This window comes from Comamonas sp. (assembly GCF_009360615.1).
Classification (GTDB): domain Bacteria; phylum Pseudomonadota; class Gammaproteobacteria; order Burkholderiales; family Burkholderiaceae_C; genus Comamonas.
Map to the genome: position 1 here is coordinate 53981 of NZ_SPEY01000022.1, position 21849 is coordinate 75829.

The following is a 21849-nucleotide window of genomic DNA, read 5'->3' on the forward strand; positions in this document are numbered from 1 at the left end:
TCAGGTGGAACCTGCTCTAGTCGCTCTGCAGCAAAGGCTGCAACATCAATTTGCCAACCCGGCGCTGCTGCAGCGTGCCATCACGCACCGCAGCTTTTCGGCCGACAACAACGAGCGACTGGAGTTTCTGGGCGACTCGGTACTGAGTCTGGCCATCTCCAGCTTGCTCTATGCCAAGTTGGCCTCCATGCCCGAAGGCGATCTCTCGCGCGTTCGGGCCAATCTCGTCAAGGAAGGCACGCTGCACAAGATTGCGCTGAAGCTGCAGCTGCCCGATCTGCTGCGTCTGGGTGAGGGTGAGGCCAAGTCCGGTGGCAAGCAGCGCCCGTCGATCTTGGCCGATGCCGTGGAGGCGCTGATCGGTGCCGTCTACCTCGATGCCGGTTTTGCCGCCGGCGAGAAAGTCGTCCACCACCTCTTCGAGGGCGTGGACATCAATCCCCACATGCGTGCGGCCGACAAAGACCCCAAGACCGCACTGCAGGAATTGCTACAGGGCAAGCGCATGAAGCTGCCGCAATACCATGTGGTGGAAATCAGTGGCGCCGCGCACAAGCAGACCTTCAAGGTCGAGTGCACGATTGCCGAATGGAATATCAGCGCCCAGGGCTCGGGAGCATCCCGCCGCATGGGCGAGCAGGCGGCGGCTGCCGCCTTGCTGGACAAAGTGAAAGCCAAGAATCCATGACCGATGCTGCCAAGAAAAAAATAGCGGGCACCGCAGGTGCAGAAAAGGCGAAAGGCCCCAAAGGCTCCAAAGGCCCCAAGTCTGTGACCACCGACATCAGTGATCCCAGCCTGGACTACATCAGCGCCATGCTGGCCGCTGCCAAGCCCGGTAGCACGCCGACGGCCATCCGCGACCAGGAAGAGGAGGCTCCGGCCCGTGTCTACGCGCCCGAAGAGCAGCGCTGCGGCCTGATCGCCATTGTCGGCAAGCCCAATGTGGGCAAGTCCACGCTGATGAACGCGCTGGTGGGCCAGAAGATCTCCATCACGTCGCGCAAGGCCCAGACCACGCGTCACCGTATCACCGGCATCCGTACCAAGGACGAGACCCAGTTCGTCTTTGTGGATACCCCCGGTTTCCAGACCAAGCATTCCACGGCCCTGAACAAGTCGCTCAACAAGACCGTGATGGGTGCCATTGGCGATGTGGACCTGATCCTGTTCGTGGTGGAGGCGGGCAGCTTCACACTGGCCGATGCCAAGGTGCTGAGTCTGTTCAAGCCCGGCATTCCCACGCTGCTGATCGCCAACAAGCTGGACACCGTGGGACGCCGCGCCGAGATCGCCCCCTGGCTGCGGGATATGCAGGAGCGCCATCCTTTTGCCGAGTTCGTGCCCATGTCGGCCAAGAACAAAAAGGATATCGAGCGCATGTATGGCATCTGTGCCAAATACCTGCCGCAGCAGCCCTGGTTCTACGGTGAAGACGAGCTGACCGACCGCAGCGAGAAGTTCCTGGCTTCCGAGACCCTGCGCGAGAAGCTGTTCCGCTTCACGGGCGACGAGCTGCCCTATACCTCCACGGTGGTCATCGACAAGTTCGAGGAGGAGCCCAGCCCCAAGTTCGGCCGTTTCATGCGCATTGCCGCCACCATCGTGGTCGAGCGCGATGGTCACAAGGCCATGGTGATCGGTCAGGGAGGCGAGCGCCTCAAGCGCATCTCCACCGAAACCCGGCAGGAGCTGGAAAAGCTGCTCAATGCCAAGGTGTTCCTGGAAGTCTGGGTCAAGGTGAAGTCCGGCTGGGCCGATGACGAGGCCCGGGTCAAATCCTTCGGCTACGAGTAAGTGACCCCCACGCACCCTCACTGCGTGTGGTCGCTGCCCCCCGAGGGGGTCCTGACCTGGCTGGTGCCAGGTTTGGCCTTGGGGCGGCCCGGCGGCAAAATCGCCTTCCTCTCGGTTTCGTTGGGTTTTTGGGCGCAGCCATGCGCCACTGACCAGGCTGGAGTGATTCATGGCTAGCGCCAAACGCGTCGGCGACGAACCTGCTTATATCCTGCACCAGTACGACTGGAGCGAATCCAGCCTGATCCTGGAGGTGTTCACGCGCCATCGCGGGCGCGTGGCGCTCGCGGCCAAGGGGGTCAAGCGCCATACCTCCAACTTTCGCCCGGTGCTGCTGCCGCTGCAGCCGCTCAAGCTCAGCTACACCCTGGGAGCAGAGGGCAATGCCGAAATTCACACCCTGAAGGGGGCGGAATGGGTCGGTGGTCATGTCATGCCCCAGGGCGATGCGCTGTGGTCCGGCATGTACCTCAACGAGCTGCTGATGCGCTTGCTGGCACGCGATGACCCGTATGCGGCGCTGTTCGACATCTATGCCGGGGTGGTGCGCGTGCTCGCCGGCCAGCATGGGGGCACCACCGAGGCCATCGAGCCCGTGCTGCGCGCCTTCGAGCTGGTGCTGCTGCGCGAACTCGGCCATCTGCCCGATCTGCGCCAGGAGAGCGCCACGCTCGGGCAGGTCAACAGTGTTTTGCGCTATACCCTGGTCGCCGACGGAGGCCTGCGCCAGGCCTCCGGGCACGAGCGCGCTGCGCTGACCGGCCTTCAGTGGCAGGGCATAGAGCTGGCGCTGCAGGCCGAGCAGCCGTTTCCGAGAACCCTGAACGCGCTGGCCGAGCCCGAAGTGGCCCAGGCCCTGAAGCCGCAATTGCGCCATCTTCTGCAATACCATTGCGGCTCAACCATGCTGCGCACCCGCCAGCTGATGATGGATCTGCAATCGCTATGAATATCCCTGCCTTCCCACGCACCGCGCTTTCGGTCAATGTCAACAAGGTGGCGCTGCTGCGCAATACCCGCCATCTGGGCATTCCCTCCGTGACGCGTGCGGCGCAGATCTGTCTCGAGGCCGGAGCGCAGGGGATCACCATTCACCCGCGTCCCGACGAGCGCCATATCCGCGCGCAGGATGTCTTTGCGCTGCACGAGCTGCTCACGAACTGGCCCAGTGCCGAATTCAATATCGAGGGCAATCCCACGCAGAATCTGATGGATTTCATCCGTCAGACGCGCCCGCATCAGGCGACTTTCGTGCCGGACAGCGAAGACCAGTTCACCAGCGACCATGGCTGGAGCTTTCCCCAGGATGCCGAACGTCTCAGGCCATTGATTGCCGAATGCAAGGCCCTGGGGGTGCGCGTGAGCCTGTTCATGGACCCCATTCCCGAACAGATGGCGGCCGCCAGGGCAGTCGGTGCCGACCGCGTGGAGCTTTACACCGAGCCTTTTGCCGCCCACTGGGGCAAAGCCGGGCAGGAGCAGCAGCTGCAGGCCTATGCCAGGGCTGCCCAGGCCGCGCTGGATGTGGGCCTGGGCATCAATGCCGGGCATGACCTGAATCGCGACAATCTGGCGGCCTTCGTGGCCCGGGTGCCCGGCCTGGCCGAAGTCTCCATCGGCCATGCACTGATCGCCGATGCCCTGGAGCTGGGCTATGCCGAGACCGTCAAGGCCTACCAGGCCTGCATCGATGCCGGCATGGTGCAGAAGAATTCCTGAAAAGATAGCGGCTGGTGCTTGATGGAAAAGCGTTTGAGGCCTTTTTCTCTCTAAAGGAGTCATGGATGATTTACGGCATCGGCACTGATATCTGCGATGTGCGCCGCATTCGCGCAAGCCTGGAAAAGCATGGCGAGCGTTTTGCCCGCAAGGTTCTGGCCGATGGCGAACTGGCGACCTGGAGGGCGCGCAGCGCGCGCTGGCCCGAGCGCGGCATCCGCTATATGGCCACGCGCTTTTCGGCCAAGGAGGCCTTCAGCAAGGCCGTGGGAATGGGCATGGTCATGCCCATGACCTGGCGCCATTGCGAAGTCATCAAGCTGCCCAGCGGCCAGCCTGCCATTCGCCTGCATGGCGAACTCAGGGAGTGGTTCGAGAAAAACCATCTTACGGCGCACCTGTCCGTGACGGACGAATCCGACTACGCCGCCAGCTTCTGCGTGGTCGAAAAAATGTCTCTCCCCTGAGCCGCTTTGCGGCGCTCCCCCGGGGACAGCCGCCCTGGCTGCGGGGCGCCCCTGGCGGGAGACCTCCGGCCCGGGTCGGGGATGCCTTCAAGTTCATTTTTTTCGGAAGTATTCATGAGCATGCACGCCCCTCTCATCATCGATATCGCAGGCACATCGCTGACCGATGTGGACCGCGCGCGCCTTTCCCATCCGCTGGTGGGCGGCATCATTCTCTTCAAGCGCAACTGGGAAGACCGCAGTGCACTGGTCCAGTTGTGTGCCGATATCAAGGCCGTCAAGCCCGACCTGCTGATCAGTGTGGACCACGAGGGCGGCCGCGTGCAGCGCTTTCGCACCGATGGCTTCACGCACATCCCGCCCATGCGCGCCTTTGGTGAGATGTGGATGGATGATGGCGGCAAGGGCCGGAAATACCGCGAAGGCAGTGGCGCCATGCGGGCCATGAACGCTGCCACGGCCGCCGGCTATGTACTGGGTACTGAGCTGCGCGCCTGCGGTGTGGATTTCAGCTTCACGCCCGTGCTGGATCTGGACTACGGCGAATCCTCGGTCATCGGTGACCGCAGCTTTCACCGCGACCCGCGCGTGGTGGCCACGCTGGCCAGGAGCCTGATGCAGGGTCTGCTGCAGGCCGGCATGGGCAATTGCGGCAAGCATTTTCCCGGCCATGGCTTTGTGAAAGCCGATTCGCATGTGGACATTCCCGTCGACAAGCGCAGTCTGACGGCCATTCTCGACGAAGACGCCGCGCCCTATCCCTGGCTCTCCAGCGTGCTGACCGCCGTCATGCCCGCCCATGTGATCTATCCCAAGGTGGACAAGCGCCCGGCAGGCTTCAGCGAGAAATGGCTCAAGGACATCCTGCGTGCCCGTCTGCGCTATGACGGAGCCATCTTCAGCGACGACCTGAGCATGGAGGGCGCGCGTCGCATCGACGGCGAACTCATCAGCTATACAGATGCCGCGTTGACCGCCCTGAATGCGGGCTGCGACATGGTGCTGCTGTGCAACCAGAGCCTGGGTCTGGGGGAACATGTGGACGAGTTGCTGGACGGCATGGATGCCGCGCTGCGCGAGGGCCGCTGGGTACCCGATATCGACTCCGAGTCGCGCCGTGTCTCGCTGCTGCCCGACACCGAACCCCAGACCTGGGACGATCTGATGCGCCAGCCTGCCTATCTGCAGGCGCTGGATCTGTTGCCCTAGGCGGCACTGGGCCGACCCTGCCATCCGCTGCCTTTGACGCAAGGGCAGCGGATTTTTTATGCCTTTCGAAGGTCCGGCAGGGCGGCTGCCGGCATTTAAGTCTGGCCTCAGTTAAGCGGCTTAGGGTGAGTTCAGGAGCCTGGCAGCGGCATCGCCGCAGCGCCTTTGTTCATGAACCACCGAGAGCCTGCATGAATTCAAAGAACCCGGGACTGGAGTCCCGCCAACACCGGTCGGGCGTGCTGCGCCAGGCCTTTTCGCTGACCCGACCCTATTTCCAGTCCGAGGAGAAATGGAAGGCCTGGGGGCTGCTGGCCGCCATCGTGGGCCTCAATCTCGCTGCGGTGTTCATGCTGGTGCAGATCAACGAATGGAACCGGGTGTTCTATGACGCATTGCAGAACAAGCAGGCCGAGGTGTTCTGGCAGCAGCTATGGCGCTTTCTCTGGCTGGCCCTGGTGTACATCGTCATCGCGGTCTACAAGTTCTATCTGACGCAGTTGCTGCAACTCAACTGGCGACGCTGGCTCACCGAGCACATGTTGCAGCGCTGGCTGTCGGCCAAGGCGTTCTACCGGCTGGAGCTGGGGCGCTACGGCGTGGACGGCGACGGCAAAGCCCCCGACAACCCCGACCAGCGGATTCAGGAGGATCTGAATCTCTTCACCACCTATACCGTGTCACTGTCGATGGGGCTGCTGAATGCGGCGGTCACCTTCGCGAGTTTTGTCGGCATACTGTGGAGCCTGAGTTCCGTCGTCGATATCGGCCTGCCGGCCCTCTTCGGCGGCGGTCAGCTGCAGGTTTCCGGCTTCATGGTCTGGATGGCGGTGCTGTATTGTCTGGTCGGCAGTGCGATCACCTTCTGGATCGGCAAACCCCAGGTCTGGCTCAATAGTCGCCAGCAACAGCTGGAGGCCAACTTCCGGCATCACATGATCCGCGTGCGCGAGCACGCCGAAGCCATCGCCCTGGACGGTGGCGAGCGCGTCGAGGGCACGCAGATCGGCCTGCGTTTTGGCGATGTCCTTGGCAACTCCCTGAACCTGATCAGGAAGCAGAAGAGTCTGGGCTGGTTCACCAACTTCTTTGGTCAGGCCGCCGTGGTCTTTCCCTTCATCATCGCCGCACCGCGTTTTTTCAGCGGCGCCATACAGCTGGGCCAGCTCATGCAGATAGGCTCCGCCTTCAATCAGGTGCAGGAGTCGCTGAGCTGGATCGTCAACAACTACTCCGATATCGCGGCCTGGCGGGCCACGACTCTGCGTCTGGGCGGCTTTGACGAGAGTCTGCGCGAGCAGGAGGCGCATCCGGGCGGCGTGCAGCTTGCCGCGTCGCAGCAGTTGCAGACCCGTGCTCTCGATGTATCCCTGCCTGCAGGCAGTCCCATCGTGCAGGACGCCGGTCTGCTGGTGCGCCCGGGTCAGAGGCTGCTGATCAGCGGACCTTCGGGCAGCGGCAAGTCCACCTTGCTGCGGGCTTTGGCGGGTATCTGGCCCTATGCGAAAGGGCTGGTGGAGCGTCCTCGGGACGCAATGTTCATTCCTCAGCGTCCCTACTTTCCCGATGGCCGCCTGCGCGACGCCCTGGCCTACCCGGAGCCGGCGGCAAGCTACAGCGACGCTGAGCTCAAGCGTGCCCTGCGCGAAGCGCAGCTGCCTCAGCTGCAGGAGCGGCTGGACAGCCAGGCGGCCTGGAACAGCAGCCTGTCGGGGGGCGAACAGCAGCGGTTGTCCGTGGCGCGGGTCCTGCTCAAGCGACCGGCCTGGGTGTTTGCGGACGAGGCCACGAGCGCGCTGGACCATGCCGCCGAAGCCCAGGTCTACAGCCGGTTGGTGCAACTGGTGCAGAGCAAAGGCGGGGCATTGGTTTCGGTGGCGCACCGCGACAGCGTGACGGAGTTCCACACGGCCCGCTGGCTGCTTCAGCCGCAGCAAGGGGTCCGGGAAGACGAGCTGCCCGGCAGCCGCTGAAGCAGGCGGGTTCCGGGACAGGCAGTCTCAACCGCAGAGCAGGCCCGGAAGGCTTTGGCGGCGACTTTCTCGTGGGATGATGTGCACTCGAGAATCTCTGGAGAGCGAACCCATGCGCGTTGGTGTGCTGACCGGTGGCGGCGATTGCCCCGGCCTCAATGCGGTGATCCGTGCGGTCACCAAGTCCCTGATCAACCATGGCCAGTGCGAGGTACTGGGCATTGCCGACGGCTTTGAAGGGCTGATGGATGCGAGCCCGCGCGTCAGAGCGCTGAGCTGGGACGAGGTCAGCGGCATTCTGCATATCGGCGGCACGATCCTGGGCACCAGCAACAGCGCCAATCCATTGCGCGATGCGGCCACGCTTGCCCAGGTGGGGCGCAATGTCAAGGCGCTGGCACTGGATGTGGTGGTCGCCATCGGCGGCGACGGCACCATGAGTCTGGCCCATGGCCTGGCGCAGGTGGGACTGCAATGCGTGGGCGTGCCCAAGACCATCGATAACGACATTGCCAACTGCGAGCGCAGCTTCGGCTTCGATACCGCCGTGGCCACGGTGACCGAAAGCCTGCGCCGCATCGAGAGTACGGCCATGAGCCACCATCGGGTGATGATCGTGGAGACCATGGGTCGCCACGCGGGCTGGCTGGCGCTGGAGTCCGGCATCGCCGGTGCTGCCGACATCATTTTGCTGCCCGAGATCGATTACGACCTGCAGTCCATCATCAAGGTCTGTCAGGAGCGCGAGCGGCGTCAGCGCTACACCATCATCTGCATCGGCGAGGGGGCCAAGGAAAGCGGCCAGAGCCTGACGGTGCGCGAGCGGATTGCGCACAGTCCCGACCCCGTGCGTCTGGGCGGCGTCGGCCATGTGCTGCGCGAGCGCCTGCAACCCCATCTCCAGAGCGAGGTGCGCACCACGGTGCTGGGGCATGTGCAGCGCGGCGGCGATCCGACCCCGTTTGACCGGGTGCTGGCCACGCAGTTCGGCCACCATGCGGCGCAGCTGGTGCTGGGCGGTCAGCTGGGCCATATGGTCACGCTGCAGAACGGCCGCATCGGCAGTGTGGCGATTGCCGATGTGGCCAATACCCAGCGCACCGTGCCGCTGGACAGCCCGCTGCTGACCATGGCGCGCGATATCGGAATTTGCTTCGGCGAGGCCTGAGCTGCGCTAAGGTGTGAACCTGCGCGCACTTTCGGCGCGCCGGAGAAATTCAGCATGGACCGACATGAAGAAGCCGTGATGCAGCTGCTCACGGCCAACGGTGAGACTTTTGTGGCCCCCAAGTATGAGGTGGCCGATGGCTGGCAATGTCCGGCTTTCGTGGCATTGCGCCCGGCTCGTCGCCAGGTCTATGTGGTCGAGGTATCGGCTTCCGGCTATCCGCTGGCGCTGGTCAACCGTCTCAACGAGCGGGTCGAGAAATGGTATGCCCCGCTGCTGTCGCAGCTGCACGGCCTGGGCATCACGCAGCCTGACTGGGAGGTTGCCTGCCTGGTGTTTGTGCGCAGCGACCAGATCGACTGGCTCAAGGAACGCGTCAAGGACCTGAGCGGCGTGCATGTGCTGAGCCTGGAGCAGGCCAGCAGCCCCTGGGTCTGGGACGACGGGGTCTGGACGTCCGAGATGCGTTTCGATGCGGGAAGCATCCCGCAGCGTGGCGGCAAGGCGGTCGGTCTGACGCACTGATACCCATAAAAAAACTCCATGATATTGGCCTCAATCCCTTTGTCTTGAAGCGATTAAAGCTATCTATTTGGTAGAGATGCTGGCCCATGAACACCACTCACTTGCAGGTAGGCAGATGACTTCTTTCCGAATTCTGATTGCGGCGGCTTTGAGCGCCTGCGCCGCTGCCGCCCAGGCTGCAGACTGGCAGATCTGCGATCTCAAGGTGCAGGTGCGAGAAAAGCAAAGCGGTGGCCGCGCGCTGCAGACCCGCGTGCTCGAAGCCCAAGCCAGGGGCGACGCCGAATGTCCGCAGCCGGGCACGGCGCTGAGCTTCAGGCCCGAAGCGGCGGACTACCAAAGCGAGCTGCCGCGCCGGCAGTGGCCCGGCCCGGGTGCTGCCGTGACGGTACGCTACCGCTATCTGGACGGGCAATGCAAGCATCGCGGCGCCTGCCGCATCGAGCATTACTCGCCGATGCCGCACTGATTCTGCAATCAATCCCGCCATGTGCTTCGACGCTCGGCGCTGAAAGCGGCCGGATTGCCAGGCTGCAGCCCGGCGAGGCCTGGCTGCTCGCCTATGATCGGGGGCTTGGCCCCATATACGCAGGATGCAAACATGACCACCCTAGGAACCCCTCTCTCCCCCAATGCCACCAAAGTCATGCTGCTGGGCAGCGGCGAGCTGGGCAAGGAAGTGCTGATTGCCCTGCAGCGCCTGGGCGTGGAAACCATTGCCGTGGACCGCTATGACAACGCGCCGGGCCAGCAGGTGGCCCACCATGCGCGCACCATCACCATGAGCGATCCGGCCCAGCTCAAGGCGCTGATCGAAGAGCTCAAGCCCGATCTGGTCGTGCCTGAAATCGAGGCCATTGCCACGCCCATGCTGGAAGAGCTGGAGGCGGCGGGCGTCATCACCTGCATTCCCACGGCCCGCGCCGCGCGTCTGACCATGGACCGCGAAGGAATCCGCCGTCTGGCCGCTGAAACCCTGGGCCTGCCCACCAGTCCCTACCGTTTCTGCGACTCTCTGGCCGAGCTGCAAGCCGCGATCGACGGCAGCGACGGCCAGCCTGCCATCGGCTACCCCTGCGTGGTCAAGCCCGTGATGAGCAGCTCGGGCAAGGGTCAGAGCAAGATCGACGGCCCTGCCGATGTGGCCAAGGCCTGGGATTACGCGATGGCCGGCGGCCGTGTGGCCAAGGGACGTGTGATCGTCGAAGGCTTTATCGACTTCGATTACGAAATCACCCAGCTGACCGTGCGCGCCAAGGGGGCGAACGGTCAGATCGAGACCCATTTCTGCGACCCCGTGGGCCATATCCAGCAGGCCGGCGATTACGTGGAGAGCTGGCAGCCCCACCCCATGCATCCTGCGGCACTGGAGAGGTCGCGCCAGATTGCCAAGGCCGTTACCGACGACCTCGGCGGCCTGGGGCTGTTTGGCGTGGAACTGTTTGTGAAGGGCGAGCAGGTCTGGTTCAGCGAAGTCTCGCCGCGGCCTCATGACACGGGTCTGGTGACGCTGTGTACGCAATGGCAAAGCGAGTTCGAACTGCATGCCCGCGCGATTCTGGGCCTGCCCGTGGATGCCAGCCTGCGCAATCCCGGTGCCAGCGCCGTGATCTATGGCGGTCAGGATGCCCAGGGCCTGGTATTCGACGGCGCGGATCAGGCCCTGGCCGTGCCGGGTACCGATCTGCGCCTCTTCGGCAAGCCGGAGAGCTTTGTCAAGCGTCGCATGGGCGTGGCCCTGGCGCGTGCCGGCGATGTGTCGCAGGCCCGGGTGAATGCCAAGCTGGCCGCCAGCAAGGTCAGGCCTCGTCTGCCTTGAGGCCATCATGAGGGCTTCCAGGAAGCCCTTCTGCACGGATCAGCCAGTCTCTAGGTCGAGGCCGCGGCCCTGCTGCCAGGGGTCGTGATGGCCACGGCGCAAGCCTCCTCCTGGTGGGTGGCCGGCGTGTTCTCCGTCACCACCGGCATGCCCCCTTTCCAGCGTCGAATGACGCGCTGGAAGATCAGGGCGTTGGGGATCTGCAGCAGATTGGGAATGCCTGCCGGTGCGCTGTCATCCTGCAAGGTGATGTAGAGCATGTTGAGATCGATCACGCGGCCCTTGGCTCCGGGCTTTTCGGCAGTGTCCAGCACCTCGATATAGTCGCCCAGACGGAACGGGCCGACAGTGACGATCAGCAGCGCGCAGAACAGGTTGGAGAGCACACTCCAGGCCGCGAAGAAGGCCACGGCACCCACGGTGGCAAACCCGGTGAAAGCCGTCCAGAGCACGGTGGCCGACATGCCAAGCCGCTCCAGAATCGCCAGCACGGCGGCGGCGATGATGATCCAGCGAAACACGCCGCGCAAGGGCATGAGAAGCTCATGCGGCAGGTCATAGGCCTTGCCGGCGCGCGAGATGATGCGCTTGATGAGCCAGTTGATCAGCCAGGCCACCAGGATGATGAGAAAGATCTGAATCCCCGGAACCAGGATTTCAAGCCAGTCCTGCATCCAGTCGGGCAGGTGCATTTGAAGACGACGCATAACCAGTCAATCGAGAAAAGCGGCAGAGGTCAGCCCCTGAGGACTGACAGGACAATGCGCCAATCCTAGCGGTTCTTGAGGGCCGGGTCGGAAAGTGTCGCGCGGGCGGCCTTCAGGCAGACTCGGGCACGCTGCTTCCAGCGGGTACGAGGGCCCCGAGCTTTGGCTCGCAGAGGCATCAGATCTGCCTTTGCTCTATGGTGTCCATCTGCATTTCGAAGCTGAAAAAGCGGTTGCGCCCTTGCGTTTTGGCGGCGTACAGGGCTTCGTCGGCTCGCATCAGCATGGATTCGGCGCTGGTGTGCTCGTCGGGAATGCAGGTGGTAATGCCTCCGGAGAGGGTCAGCGGGATGTCCTCGCCCGATCCTGGCGGACGAATCTTGAGGAATTTGAGCATCTGACCGAGCGCTCGGGCGAAGGTCATGGAGCCGGAGCGCGGGGTGTTGGGCAGGATCAGGGCAAACTCTTCACCACCGTAACGCGCGGCGATGTCGCGCGGGCGTACGCAGACTTCGCGCAGCAGACGGCCGACCTGCTTGAGGCATTCGTCCCCCTGGACATGGCCGTAGGTATCGTTGAAATGCTTGAAGTGATCGAGATCGCACAGCATCAGCGTCAGTGGCCTGCTCTCGCGCCTTGCGGCAGCGATCTCGGCATGCAGCATGCGATCCAGCCCTCTGCGGTTGACCAGGCCGGTGAGTGCATCGAGCTCCACCATCTCGTTGAGTTTCTGATTCGCCAGATGCAGCTCTGCAGAGACGGAGACGAGGCGGCGACGCATGTCCAGCAGACGGCGCATGGCACGCAGCTTGGCGACCAGCACAATCGGCTTGACGGGTTTGACCAGATAGTCGTCGCCGCCCGCTTCGATGCCGCGCCAGACGTCCAGGTCGTTGTCCAGCCCGGAGAGAAAGATGATGGGCGTCCATTCGCCGGGCTCGGCCTCGCGCAGCTGACGGGCGACCCAGTAGCCGTCCTCGCCGGGAAGGCGAATGTCCAGCAGCACCAGATCGGGTCTTTCGCTGCGAAACAGTGCCAGTGCGGTGCGGCCATTCTCGGCTTCCAGTACCTGGGTCACACCGGCCTGCCGGAGTTCGGTCACCAGAGCAGCCCGCATGACGGCCTGATCCTCGACAACCAGCACGGAAAAGGGCGTTGCAGAGTCGGGTGACGAGAACCGAGCCCCGCTGGATTCGATGGCAGACAAAGCTGATGCAGGAGGTGGCAGAGCTGTCATGGGAGGAGGTTCAGGGTCGGACGCATCTGTGGTTCAGGCCGGTTCCGGGGGGAAATATATTGTTACTTTATACGCCGGTTTTGAGCAACAGGCATTGTGAATGGTCACGGACTGATTCAGGCCAATGCCAGAGTGGAGTGTGCCTTGCTGCATTCATCGTGCCAGGTGACAAAGGTCCGAGCCGCCGAGCACTGCGTGCTCTCGCCCAGCTGATCGACAAAGCGGCATGCGGCGAATTGGGCGGACCTGGACTCATAGTCCGACACCCACTGCTGGCGTGAAGCCTGGGAGACGGCAGGCAGGGGCCAGCGCCTGTCCTGGGTGGACAGGCCGTTCATGCCCATGCGCCAGGGCTTGCCGCTGACGCGGGCCCGGAAGCATTGCTGCTGCCGGCATAGCATGGCATACAGCGGGTCCACCTCCAGCTGCTGGAACAGCATCTGAACTTCGGAGGAGGACGGACTGAACGCCGCGTGAGTGACGATGACGCGCAAGCCCTTGGGTGTTTCATAGACGCGCAGGCCCCAGTCGGGATGACGGGCAGAGAAAGCCTGGATCCTTGCCAGGGCGATCTCGATGGGCGGAGGCTGCCGGGCGTCGTTGCGCAGGGCCTGGCGGGCGTTCAGCCATTGCTTCAGGCCTGACCAGAAGAACAGGCCGATGCTGGCGAGCAGCAGCATCAGCACCGCTGCGCCAGGATTCCAGCTCAGAGGGGCCACCCACAGCCAGGGCAGGGCCAGGGCCAGCAGCAGCGAGGAGATGACGGGGAAGCGGGCAGGCTTCTGGCGAGCTGGCAAATCAATGTCGGCAATGGCCACGTTTTCCGTGTTCAGGCAGCGCGCGCCATAGCTGTTGCGGGTCATGACGGATTCGTCGCGCCGCTCCAGCACTTCTTCGCGGATCGGCGTTCCGTCCAGCAGCCCGTATTCGGTGCGCCATTCCATGCGCTCGAAGTCCTGTGGCAGACCGCGCGCTGCGGCGGGTGCCAGAGCCATTTCCAGTGCCTGACGAGCTCTTTGCTCTGCATGGGCCTGAGCCTCTGACTCGCTGTGGTCAGACCAGCCCCAGCGTTGGACGGTGACGCCGTGGCGCACGCCGGTGTGATGGCGTAGTCTTGCCTGAGCCCAGTATTGGGGAATCTGCATGCCCAGCAGTATAGCCAGCCCATATGGCTGCAGCCCGTTTTGAGAAACCGGCGGGACGCCGGGCCCCGGCCGTCGGTGTCTGCCGACGATCAGGGGGACCGTTGCGGCCTGGGGCTCCCGATTTTGGCTTGCGTGCGCGAGCCTGCTCTCCGGATGAAAGGGGCGCGAACGGCAGGCACTCGATCTGAGTGCCGCGCACGACGATTGCCGTGGCCTCGACAAGGCCCGTCATGCGCGCGATGGCCCGCAGAGGACCTGCTCCAGCCCGAAGCCGATGGCCAGTGGAAACAGGGTTTCCGAGTCCGTCGAGCCTTGCAGCGAGGTGAAGAGCGGCGGATCGATGACCATGAGCAGATCGCGCAGCAAGAGCGAAGAGTCCTCGATCATGCCGTTGTGCAGGAGCATCCAGCGCCGGTGGCGGAACGGACGGCAGTTGGCCTCCTGCACCGGGGTATGCGTTGCCGCGCGGATATGTGCCGCAAGCATGGGGGCCGATACGGCGCGCGACAGCTCGCGCAGGTTGTGGTCGTGCCAGGCCGGCTGGATGCAGCGAAAGCGAAAAGGCATCTCGTGCGGATGCTGGTACCAGCCCAGTCCGAAGCCATCGCCATTGGTCGTCGTCGCTCCGAATCTCGAATGCAGGCTTTGGTCGATCAGCGAATGGCGCGCATGGAACAGCATTGTTTCCAGCGAAACAGGATGGCCCGTATAGGCCAGCCAGCGACACATGGCGCTCTCCTTGAGACATGGAACCGATGATTCATCCTATCGGTTCCAGGTGCCTGCGGGGCAAAGCCTGTGTTTTGCCGATTCGTTGATAGCAGGTAGCGCTTTCTCTGTGCGGTTTTTAGTGATGAAAAGTTCTGAAAACCAAGACAGTCAAGCGCTAAAAGCTATCGATTGCAGACTTACTGCTCGCGACGCAGGGCGGGGAACAGAATCACGTCACGGATGCTGGCGCTGTCGGTCAGCAGCATCATGAAACGGTCGATGCCGATGCCGCAGCCGCCGGTGGGGGGCATGCCGTATTCGAGGGCGCGCACAAAGTCGTGGTCGAAGTACATGGCCTCGTCGTCGCCGCCGTCCTTGGCTTCCACCTGGGCATTGAAGCGGGCGGCCTGGTCTTCGGCGTCATTGAGCTCGGAGAAGCCGTTGCCGAATTCGCGGCCGGTGATATAGAGCTCGAAGCGCTCGGTCACTTCGGGACGCTCGTCGTTGGCGCGCGCGAGCGGCGAGATCTCGGTGGGGTGTTCCATGATGAAGGTGGGGTTCCAGAGCTTCTCTTCCACCACCTCTTCGAAGTACAGCACCTGCAGGCTGGCCAGCGTGCGGGTGGACAGCTTGTCCTTGTCTTCCTTCATGCCCAGCTTCTTCAGGGCATTGGTCAGCCATTCGCGGTTGGCCACGTTGTCACCGGCTTCCGTGTACTTGACGATGGCTTCGGGGATGGTCAGGCGCTCGAAGGGCTTGGCCAGATCCACAGGCTTGCCGCCGTAGCTCAGCGAAAGAGTCCCCACGGCCTTCATGGCCGCGTCGCGGATCAGCTTTTCGGTGTAGTCCATCAGGTCCTGGTAGTTCCAGTAGGCCGCGTAGAACTCCATCATGGTGAACTCGGGGTTGTGGCGCACCGAGATACCTTCGTTGCGGAAGTTGCGGTTGATCTCGAACACGCGCTCGAAGCCGCCGACGATCAGGCGCTTGAGATAGAGCTCGGGCGCGATGCGCAGGTACATCTCCTGGTCCAGCGCATTGTGATGGGTGATGAAGGGCTTGGCGTTCGCACCGCCGGGAATGGGGTGCAGCATGGGAGTCTCGACTTCCAGGAAGCCGTGCTCGACCATGAAGTCGCGGATGCCGGCCACGGCCTTGCTGCGGGCCACGAAGCGCTTGCGGGCTTCTTCATCGGTCATCAGGTCCACATAGCGTTGGCGCACCTTCTGCTCCAGGTCGGCCATGCCGTGGAATTTGTCGGGCATCGGGCGCAGGCTCTTGGTGAGCAGGCGGATTTTCGTGGCCTTGATCGACAGCTCGCCGGTCTTGGTCTTCATCAATTGACCTTCGACGGCAATGATGTCGCCCAGATCCCATTTCTTGAAGTCGGCATAGACCTCTTCGCCCACGGCATCGCGGGTGACATAGGCCTGGATGCGGCCCGTGGCGTCCTGCACGGTGGCAAAGCTGGCCTTGCCCATGACGCGCTTGAGCATCATGCGGCCCGCCACGCTAACGGCGATGGCGGCCGCGTCCAGGGCTTCGGCATCCTTGTCGCCGTGTTCGGCAATCAGCGCTGCGGCGCGGTGCTCGGGCTTGAAGTCATTGGGAAAGGCGACTCCGCCATTGGCCTTCGAGGACTCGCGCAGGGCCTTGAGTTTTTCGCGGCGCTCGGCGATGAGTTTGTTTTCGTCCTGAGGGGCGGTGTTGTCTGCCGCAGAAGAGGTGTTGTGTTCAGTCATGAAAAGAGAGCGCCAGCGACAAGCGCCGGTTGGAGGCCAGAAGTAAGGGCCGGCAAAGCTGCCGGCAGCCCGAAACCAGCGATTTTAAGTTTTTTGTCGACGCCAGGGGTGGCGGCCGTGCAAAGCGCTGACAGGCGCTGCGGTATGTCGACGCCATGGCGGGGGCCACCGCCGGAAAAGTCCGCTTTGTGCGGTCTGGGAAGTCGCTGGTATCGAGCACCCGCAAAGGGCTCAAACCGATCTCAGGAATCATCCTGTGGAGCCGATCCGGTGATGCCGCTTTGCTCCAGGACATCGGCAATCAGCTCCAGCCGCAGCAGCGGGGCATCCAGCGTCATCAACTGCTGCTTGATGCGCACCGGCAGGGGCAGCATCTCGGCCCAGCGATTGGCCACCCAGGCGCAGTCGTGCATCTGCGCAGGCGTGGGCAACTGCGCGTGATCGGGGTCGTGGTCGTGCAGGTTCAGCAAGGCCTGAGCGAGTGCATGGGAGGTGCCGAGCAAGTGCTGGGGGACGGTGACTTTGGGGTCATCGGGCAACATGGCGACATCAGCCACCCATAGTCCATGGGGCAGTTGCCAGCAGCGCTGGATGTGAAAGCGCTGAGCGCCCTTGCACTGCAGATGCAGCAAACCGGGCTGGGGCGAATCGAGCCGGGCGATGCGGGCCAGCACGCCTTCCGAGTGCAGGCGTTCGGTCTGGGCGCCGGCCTTGCGCACCTCCTGTCCCGATTGCAGCGCCACCACACCGAACGGGGCGTCGGCATGCTGGCATTTGCGGATCATGTCCAGATAGCGCACCTCAAAGACCTGCAGGCTCAGCAGGCCTTCGGGAAACAGCACCGTGTTCAGCGGGAACAGGGGCAGGGAATGCAGACTTTGCGTATCGGTCATGGTGCCCGGCTATCATCCCATGAATAGGTGATTTGCTCACTGTTTTCTGAATTGGGTCCCATGCTGTTTGAAATCGTTCTGTTTCTGCTGGATGTCGTCGTCGGCCTGATCAGCGGCGCCTGTCTGCTGCGCATGTACATGCAGGCGCAACGCGTGCCCTTTGGCAACCCCGTGGGGCAGCTGGTCTTTGCGCTGAGCGACTGGATCGTCATGCCACTGCGCAAGGTCCTTTCCGCCAAGGGACGCTGGGACACATCCAGCCTGATTGCCGCCCTGCTGCTTCAACTGTCGCAGGCGCTGCTGATCTGGCTGATGCTGGGCGGCAAAGGTTCGGTGCTGGCGCTGCCATGGCTGGCGCTTTGCGGTCTGGTCAAGGTCATCCTGTCCGGCATGATGGGCATCCTGCTGATCTATGCCATCCTGTCCTGGGTTCAGCCTTATTCCCCGATCTACGGGGTGCTGCAGCGTCTGGCGGATCCGCTCGTGGCTCCGATCCGCAGGGTGGTGCCCCTGATCGGCAATGTGGACTTTTCGGCGCTGATTGCCCTGATTGGTCTGCAGGTGCTGCTGATGGTGCTCAACTATGTGCAGGCCGGCGGTCTGTCCATGATTGCCGGTGTGCGCTAGGGGGCTGCACCTGCAGGGGCAGCGCGAGGTCTGAGCGGCGAGGCCGGAAATCGTCGGTGAACCCGTGCTGCATCGGCTGGCGCTGCCAGTGGCCGGTCCGGCAGCGCCGCCGGGATGCTTCTTCAATCCCGATGCCTGCATCCGAATGCTCGGTCGATGTTCCGAGCCGCAGTCCCCGGAAAAAACGGCTGGCGCAGGGCATTGCCGCGTCAGCCGTTCGGGTGGGGGGGCGTCCGGTGCTTATTCCACGGCGTCCGCTGGCAGGCGCTGCAGCATGGCCAGAGAGCTGGCCACGCGATCGCGCAGCTCGCGGCGGTCGACGATCATGTCCACGGCGCCCTTGTCCTGCAGGAATTCGGCGCGCTGAAAGCCCTCGGGCAGCTTCACTCGCACGGTGGTCTCGATCACGCGAGGGCCGGCAAAGCCGATGAGGGCCTTGGGTTCGGCGATCACGATATCACCCACGAAGGCGAAGCCTGCGGACACGCCGCCCATGGTCGGGTCGGTCAGCACGGAGATATAGGGCAGGCCCTTTTTGGCCAGCCGTGTCAGTGCTGCATTGGTCTTGGCCATCTGCATCAGCGACAGCAGGCCCTCCTGCATGCGGGCGCCACCGGTCGCCGTGAAGCAGACGAAAGGCACTTTCTGCTCGATGGCGGTTTCGACGCCGCGCACAAAGCGCTCGCCGACCACGGAGCCCATGGAGCCACCCATGAAGTCGAACTCGAAGCAGGCCACGACCACATTGATGCTCTTGACGGAGCCGCCCATGACGATCAGTGCATCGGTCTCGCCGGTGTTCTCCAGCGCTTCCTTCAGACGCTCGGGGTACTTGCGGCTGTCCTTGAATTTCAGCGGGTCGACAGGAATGACCTCCTGTGCGATTTCATAGCGGCCTTCGGCATCGAGGAAATGGTTCAGACGTGCGCGCGCGCCAATGCGGTGGTGGTGGCCGCAGGTCGGGCAGACGTTCTGGTTCTTTTCCAGATCGGTCTTGTACAGAACGGTTTCGCAGCTGGGGCACTTGGTCCACAGACCTTCGGGAATCTGCTGGTGGCGTTCCGTCGGATTGGTCTGCTGGATTTTGGCAGGCAGAAGTTTTTCAAGCCAGGACATGGTATTTCCTTTTCAATTTCCGTTGCTCTGCATGTCACCTGAAGCATTTGAGGGCAGCAGGGTGCATCCAGGGAAGGACAGCAAGCAAGGGCCGCCCCGCAGCGAAGCTGTCGTCCCCCTTCAATGAGGACGCGGCGCAGCCGCTCAGGGGGGGCTAATTTCTAGGGGTGCATTATGCGTCGAGAGCCTTTCGCACACCACGCAGAAAGTCTATTGCCAGAGGCACGATCTTCTCATGGGGCTGGTTGTCGAGCAGATCGATGATGCGGCTGCCGATGATGACGGCATCGGCCACCTGTCCCACCGTCTGTGCGGTCTGGGCATCGCGAATGCCGAAACCCACCCCCACGGGGACGCTGACATGCTGGCGGATGCGCGGCAGCATGGCCTCCACGGCCGAGGTGTCCAGAGCACCCGAACCAGTCACGCCCTTGAGCGAGACATAGTAGACATAGCCACTGGCCACACGGGCCACCTGCTGCATGCGTTCCTCGGTGCTGGTGGGAGCCAGCAGGAAGATCAGATCCATGTCGCGGGCCTTGAGCTTGGCTGCAAACCCTTCGCATTCCTCGGGCGGATAGTCCACGATCAGGACCCCGTCAACGCCGGCTGTGGCGGCGTGGTCGACGAAGGCATCCTCGCCATGTACCTGGTCGTAGCGCTCCACAGGGTTGGCATAGCCCATGAGCACCACGGGCGTGGTCTGGTCCTTCTTGCGGAACTCGGCAACATAGGCCAGCACCTGGCTCAGGCCCACGCCGTTGGCAATGGCCTTGTCGCCTGCGCGCTGGATCGTGGGGCCGTCTGCCATGGGGTCGGAAAAGGGCACGCCCAGCTCGATCACGTCGGCACCGGCCTCCACCATGCCGTGCATGAGGGGCGGGGTGATGGCTGCGAAAGGAAAGCCTGCTGTCACATAGGGAATCAAGGCCTTGCGGCCTTCTTCCTTGAGCTTGCTGAAGGTGGCGGTGATTCGACTCATAACTTGTTGCCCCCTGCGGCAGCCTTGGCTGCATCATGTCCGGGAGCGCCCTTGACGGTGAGACCGCGCATGGAAGGGCGGTCGAAGTACTCGGCACCCGACAGGTCGGCCACGGTGCCGATGTCCTTGTCGCCACGGCCGGAGAGACTGACGAGTATGGACTGGTCGGGGCGCATGGTCTTGGCCAGCTTCATGGCATAGGCCACGGCGTGGCTGGACTCGAGGGCCGGGATGATGCCTTCCGCGCGGCACAGGTAGTGAAAGGCGTCCAGCGCTTCCTGGTCGGTAATGCCTACATACTGGGCGCGGCCGATCTCCTGCAGCCAGGCATGTTCAGGCCCCACACCGGGATAATCCAGGCCCGCGCTCACCGAGTGAGTTTCGGTGATCTGGCCGTTTTCGTCCTGCAGGATGAAGGTGCGGTTGCCGTGCAGCACGCCCGAGCTGCCCTTTTGCAGCGAAGCCGAGTGCTTGCCGGACTCCAGGCCTTCGCCGGCCGCCTCCACGCCGAACAGCCGGGTGTTCTCGTAGGGGATGTAGGGGTAGAAGATGCCCATGGCATTGCTGCCGCCGCCCACGCAGGCGACCACGGCATCGGGCTGTGCATCGGCACCCAGGAACTCGGGCATCTGGGTCAGGCACTCCTCGCCGATGACCTTCTGGAAGTCGCGCACCATCATGGGGTAGGGATGGGGGCCGGCCACGGTGCCGATGATGTAGAAGGTGTTGTCCACATGGGCCACCCAGTCGCGCATGGCTTCGTTGAGCGCATCCTTGAGTGTTTTGGAGCCGGACTCCACCGGCACCACGGTCGCGCCGAGCAGCTTCATGCGGTAGACGTTGGGGCTTTGGCGTTTCACGTCCTCGGCGCCCATGTAGACGATGCACTCGAGGCCGTAGCGCGCGCAGATGGTGGCCGTGGCCACTCCATGCTGGCCGGCGCCTGTCTCGGCAATGATGCGCGGCTTGCCCATGCGCTTGGCGAGCATGGCCTGGCCGATCACATTGTTGATCTTGTGCGCACCCGTGTGGTTGAGGTCTTCGCGCTTCAGATAGATCTGCGCTCCGCCCATTTCACGGCTCATGCGCGAGGCATGATAGACGGGTGAGGGGCGGCCTACATAGTGGGCCAGTTCGGACTGGAATTCGGCGATGAATTCGGGGTCGTTCTGATACTTGGCGTAGGCCTCGCGCAGCTCGGTGAGTGCGTGGGTCAGGGTTTCGCTGGCGAAGCTGCCGCCGTAGCGGCCGAAATGGCCGTGGACGTCGGGATAGTGGTATTCAAACATGTGTCGGTCTGCAAAATTGGAGCATCAGCTGCGCGTACGGCAGCAATGAAGCGATGAATCTTGTGGGCATCCTTGATGCCTTTGAGGGGCTTGCCATCGGGACCTTCGGCCTCGACACCAGAACTCACATCAACGGCCAGAGACAACCCGCGAGGGCGCACTTGCAAGATGCCATCGGTCACGTTTGCAGGCGTGAGTCCACCAGACAAAACGAGGTGAGAGTCGACGCTTGTTGGCAGAAGTGACCAATTGAATGCCTTACCGCCGCCGCCATAACCATCGACATGGGCGTCGAGCAGGATGGCTTGGGCCTTTGAATAACGTTGGGCATATTCTACGAGGTCAAACTGCGCTGCATCGTCTCCGAGGGGTATGCGCGCTGCGCGCAGCCAGGGCTGGCGGCCGCGGGTGGAGACTTCGCAATCCGCTGGCGATTCATCGCCATGAAATTGCACGCAGGCGTTTGGTATCCGGTCGCAGGCAGCTATCACATTGGTAGCTGTTTCATTCACAAAGAGCAAAACAGGTGTGACAAAGGGCGGCAGCCGCCGTGCCAGCTCGGCCGCTCGGTGCAGCGTCACTGCGCGCGGGCTGGGGGCATAGAGCACGAAGCCGATGGCGTCGGCACCGGCGGCCACCGCGACATCGACATCCTGCTCGCGTGTCAGGCCGCAGATCTTGATGCGGGTGCGGGAGGCAAGGGAAGACATGACTAATCCGTGG

At 63.2% G+C, this 21849-nt stretch carries 21 protein-coding genes and 1 pseudogene; 12 read left to right on the forward strand and 10 right to left on the reverse strand.

The window, feature by feature from the left end; all coding sequences use genetic code 11:
* Nucleotides 1–4 precede the first annotated feature (4 nt).
* The 11 genes from rnc (at nucleotide 5) to purT (ending at nucleotide 10677) form a co-directional block, all read left to right on the forward strand.
* Nucleotides 5–688, forward strand: coding sequence for a ribonuclease III (gene rnc / locus E2583_RS07475; RefSeq protein ID WP_291594512.1), 684 nt, complete (start codon nucleotides 5–7; stop codon nucleotides 686–688).
* A complete protein-coding gene (gene era, locus E2583_RS07480) occupies nucleotides 685–1797 on the forward strand; it encodes a GTPase Era (RefSeq protein ID WP_291594513.1) in 1113 nt (370 codons plus the stop codon). The genes rnc and era overlap by 4 nt, the downstream gene beginning before the upstream one ends.
* A 169-nt stretch (nucleotides 1798–1966) precedes the next feature.
* Nucleotides 1967–2746 carry a DNA repair protein RecO gene (recO, locus tag E2583_RS07485; RefSeq protein ID WP_291594515.1) on the forward strand — a complete coding sequence of 260 codons (780 nt, stop codon included), beginning with the start codon at nucleotides 1967–1969 and terminating at the stop codon, nucleotides 2744–2746.
* The gene (locus E2583_RS07490) at nucleotides 2743–3516 is read left to right on the forward strand and encodes a pyridoxine 5'-phosphate synthase (protein ID WP_291594517.1); all 774 of its coding nucleotides are present in this window, start codon (nucleotides 2743–2745) and stop codon (nucleotides 3514–3516) included. Before recO ends, E2583_RS07490 begins: the two co-directional genes overlap by 4 nt.
* A gap of 65 nt (nucleotides 3517–3581) precedes the next feature.
* Nucleotides 3582–3983, forward strand: coding sequence for a holo-ACP synthase (gene acpS, locus E2583_RS07495; RefSeq protein ID WP_291594519.1), 402 nt, complete (start codon nucleotides 3582–3584; stop codon nucleotides 3981–3983).
* Between the two features lie 114 nt (nucleotides 3984–4097).
* The gene (nagZ, locus tag E2583_RS07500) at nucleotides 4098–5192 is read left to right on the forward strand and encodes a beta-N-acetylhexosaminidase (protein WP_291594521.1); all 1095 of its coding nucleotides are present in this window, start codon (nucleotides 4098–4100) and stop codon (nucleotides 5190–5192) included.
* A 191-nt stretch (nucleotides 5193–5383) separates the two neighbouring features.
* Complete coding sequence (locus E2583_RS07505) at nucleotides 5384–7165, forward strand: ABC transporter ATP-binding protein/permease (protein WP_291594523.1); 1782 nt, start codon at nucleotides 5384–5386, stop codon at nucleotides 7163–7165.
* A gap of 112 nt (nucleotides 7166–7277) precedes the next feature.
* On the forward strand, nucleotides 7278–8333 hold the full coding sequence (locus E2583_RS07510) for an ATP-dependent 6-phosphofructokinase (RefSeq protein WP_003057959.1): 1056 nt from the start codon (nucleotides 7278–7280) through the stop codon (nucleotides 8331–8333).
* A 54-nt stretch (nucleotides 8334–8387) separates the two neighbouring features.
* Nucleotides 8388–8858: a hypothetical protein gene (locus E2583_RS07515; protein ID WP_291594538.1), complete on the forward strand. Its 471-nt coding sequence runs from the start codon at nucleotides 8388–8390 to the stop codon at nucleotides 8856–8858.
* 115 nt (nucleotides 8859–8973) lie between these two features.
* Complete coding sequence (locus tag E2583_RS07520; RefSeq protein WP_291594540.1) at nucleotides 8974–9327, forward strand: hypothetical protein; 354 nt, start codon at nucleotides 8974–8976, stop codon at nucleotides 9325–9327.
* Between the two features lie 132 nt (nucleotides 9328–9459).
* Nucleotides 9460–10677: a formate-dependent phosphoribosylglycinamide formyltransferase gene (gene purT, locus E2583_RS07525; RefSeq protein ID WP_291594541.1), complete on the forward strand. Its 1218-nt coding sequence runs from the start codon at nucleotides 9460–9462 to the stop codon at nucleotides 10675–10677.
* Nucleotides 10678–10727: 50 nt separating this feature from the next.
* Here the strand turns inward: purT and E2583_RS07530 are convergent, their stop codons facing one another.
* From E2583_RS07530 to E2583_RS07555, 6 genes and pseudogenes are all read right to left on the reverse strand, one after another.
* A complete protein-coding gene (locus E2583_RS07530) occupies nucleotides 10728–11384 on the reverse strand; it encodes a mechanosensitive ion channel family protein (protein WP_291594543.1) in 657 nt (218 codons plus the stop codon).
* A 178-nt stretch (nucleotides 11385–11562) separates the two neighbouring features.
* Nucleotides 11563–12621: a diguanylate cyclase gene (locus E2583_RS07535; protein WP_291594545.1), complete on the reverse strand. Its 1059-nt coding sequence runs from the start codon at nucleotides 12619–12621 to the stop codon at nucleotides 11563–11565.
* 116 nt (nucleotides 12622–12737) lie between these two features.
* The gene (locus E2583_RS07540; RefSeq protein ID WP_291594548.1) at nucleotides 12738–13766 is read right to left on the reverse strand and encodes a hypothetical protein; all 1029 of its coding nucleotides are present in this window, start codon (nucleotides 13764–13766) and stop codon (nucleotides 12738–12740) included.
* A gap of 205 nt (nucleotides 13767–13971) precedes the next feature.
* Nucleotides 13972–14495: pseudogene (locus E2583_RS07545) on the reverse strand (class II glutamine amidotransferase); the annotation flags it as partial.
* Between the two features lie 179 nt (nucleotides 14496–14674).
* Nucleotides 14675–16219, reverse strand: a complete 1545-nt coding sequence (gene lysS, locus E2583_RS07550; RefSeq protein WP_291594550.1) for a lysine--tRNA ligase — start codon at nucleotides 16217–16219, stop codon at nucleotides 14675–14677.
* A 242-nt stretch (nucleotides 16220–16461) separates the two neighbouring features.
* The gene (locus E2583_RS07555) at nucleotides 16462–17112 is read right to left on the reverse strand and encodes an LON peptidase substrate-binding domain-containing protein (protein ID WP_291594552.1); all 651 of its coding nucleotides are present in this window, start codon (nucleotides 17110–17112) and stop codon (nucleotides 16462–16464) included.
* A 60-nt stretch (nucleotides 17113–17172) separates the two neighbouring features.
* On the opposite strand from E2583_RS07555, the gene E2583_RS07560 reads away from it, so the two are divergent.
* Nucleotides 17173–17739, forward strand: coding sequence for a YggT family protein (locus tag E2583_RS07560; protein ID WP_291594554.1), 567 nt, complete (start codon nucleotides 17173–17175; stop codon nucleotides 17737–17739).
* A gap of 240 nt (nucleotides 17740–17979) precedes the next feature.
* Here E2583_RS07560 and accD read toward each other — a convergent pair whose 3' ends face one another.
* The 4 genes from accD to E2583_RS07580 all read right to left on the reverse strand — a co-directional run bounded on the left by accD (nucleotide 17980) and on the right by E2583_RS07580 (nucleotide 21836).
* Nucleotides 17980–18855 (reverse strand): acetyl-CoA carboxylase, carboxyltransferase subunit beta, encoded by an 876-nt coding sequence (gene accD / locus E2583_RS07565; RefSeq protein ID WP_291594556.1) that lies wholly within the window; start codon nucleotides 18853–18855, stop codon nucleotides 17980–17982.
* A 172-nt stretch (nucleotides 18856–19027) separates the two neighbouring features.
* Entirely contained in the window at nucleotides 19028–19837 is an 810-nt protein-coding gene (gene trpA / locus E2583_RS07570) for a tryptophan synthase subunit alpha (RefSeq protein WP_291594557.1), read from the reverse strand.
* Nucleotides 19834–21126: a tryptophan synthase subunit beta gene (gene trpB, locus E2583_RS07575; protein ID WP_291594558.1), complete on the reverse strand. Its 1293-nt coding sequence runs from the start codon at nucleotides 21124–21126 to the stop codon at nucleotides 19834–19836. Before trpB ends, trpA begins: the two co-directional genes overlap by 4 nt.
* Complete coding sequence (locus E2583_RS07580) at nucleotides 21051–21836, reverse strand: phosphoribosylanthranilate isomerase (RefSeq protein ID WP_291594559.1); 786 nt, start codon at nucleotides 21834–21836, stop codon at nucleotides 21051–21053. The genes trpB and E2583_RS07580 overlap by 76 nt, the downstream gene beginning before the upstream one ends.
* Nucleotides 21837–21849: the final 13 nt, after the last annotated feature.

What these genes read in the sequence shown, in the direction of transcription:
- era (WP_291594513.1), top strand. Translation starts at nt 685, where the DNA reads ATGACCGATGCTGCCAAGAAAAAAATAGCGGGCACCGCAGGTGCAGAA.
- recO (WP_291594515.1), top strand. Translation starts at nt 1,967, where the DNA reads ATGGCTAGCGCCAAACGCGTCGGCGACGAACCTGCTTATATCCTGCAC.
- E2583_RS07490 (WP_291594517.1), top strand. Translation starts at nt 2,743, where the DNA reads ATGAATATCCCTGCCTTCCCACGCACCGCGCTTTCGGTCAATGTCAAC.
- acpS (WP_291594519.1), top strand. Translation starts at nt 3,582, where the DNA reads ATGATTTACGGCATCGGCACTGATATCTGCGATGTGCGCCGCATTCGC.
- nagZ (WP_291594521.1), top strand. Translation starts at nt 4,098, where the DNA reads ATGAGCATGCACGCCCCTCTCATCATCGATATCGCAGGCACATCGCTG.
- E2583_RS07505 (WP_291594523.1), top strand. Translation starts at nt 5,384, where the DNA reads ATGAATTCAAAGAACCCGGGACTGGAGTCCCGCCAACACCGGTCGGGC.
- E2583_RS07510 (WP_003057959.1), top strand. Translation starts at nt 7,278, where the DNA reads ATGCGCGTTGGTGTGCTGACCGGTGGCGGCGATTGCCCCGGCCTCAAT.
- E2583_RS07515 (WP_291594538.1), top strand. Translation starts at nt 8,388, where the DNA reads ATGGACCGACATGAAGAAGCCGTGATGCAGCTGCTCACGGCCAACGGT.
- E2583_RS07520 (WP_291594540.1), top strand. Translation starts at nt 8,974, where the DNA reads ATGACTTCTTTCCGAATTCTGATTGCGGCGGCTTTGAGCGCCTGCGCC.
- purT (WP_291594541.1), top strand. Translation starts at nt 9,460, where the DNA reads ATGACCACCCTAGGAACCCCTCTCTCCCCCAATGCCACCAAAGTCATG.
- E2583_RS07530 (WP_291594543.1), bottom strand. Translation starts at nt 11,384, where the DNA reads ATGCGTCGTCTTCAAATGCACCTGCCCGACTGGATGCAGGACTGGCTT.
- E2583_RS07535 (WP_291594545.1), bottom strand. Translation starts at nt 12,621, where the DNA reads ATGACAGCTCTGCCACCTCCTGCATCAGCTTTGTCTGCCATCGAATCC.
- E2583_RS07540 (WP_291594548.1), bottom strand. Translation starts at nt 13,766, where the DNA reads ATGCAGATTCCCCAATACTGGGCTCAGGCAAGACTACGCCATCACACC.
- lysS (WP_291594550.1), bottom strand. Translation starts at nt 16,219, where the DNA reads ATGACTGAACACAACACCTCTTCTGCGGCAGACAACACCGCCCCTCAG.
- E2583_RS07555 (WP_291594552.1), bottom strand. Translation starts at nt 17,112, where the DNA reads ATGACCGATACGCAAAGTCTGCATTCCCTGCCCCTGTTCCCGCTGAAC.
- E2583_RS07560 (WP_291594554.1), top strand. Translation starts at nt 17,173, where the DNA reads ATGCTGTTTGAAATCGTTCTGTTTCTGCTGGATGTCGTCGTCGGCCTG.
- accD (WP_291594556.1), bottom strand. Translation starts at nt 18,855, where the DNA reads ATGTCCTGGCTTGAAAAACTTCTGCCTGCCAAAATCCAGCAGACCAAT.
- trpA (WP_291594557.1), bottom strand. Translation starts at nt 19,837, where the DNA reads ATGAGTCGAATCACCGCCACCTTCAGCAAGCTCAAGGAAGAAGGCCGC.
- trpB (WP_291594558.1), bottom strand. Translation starts at nt 21,126, where the DNA reads ATGTTTGAATACCACTATCCCGACGTCCACGGCCATTTCGGCCGCTAC.
- E2583_RS07580 (WP_291594559.1), bottom strand. Translation starts at nt 21,836, where the DNA reads ATGTCTTCCCTTGCCTCCCGCACCCGCATCAAGATCTGCGGCCTGACA.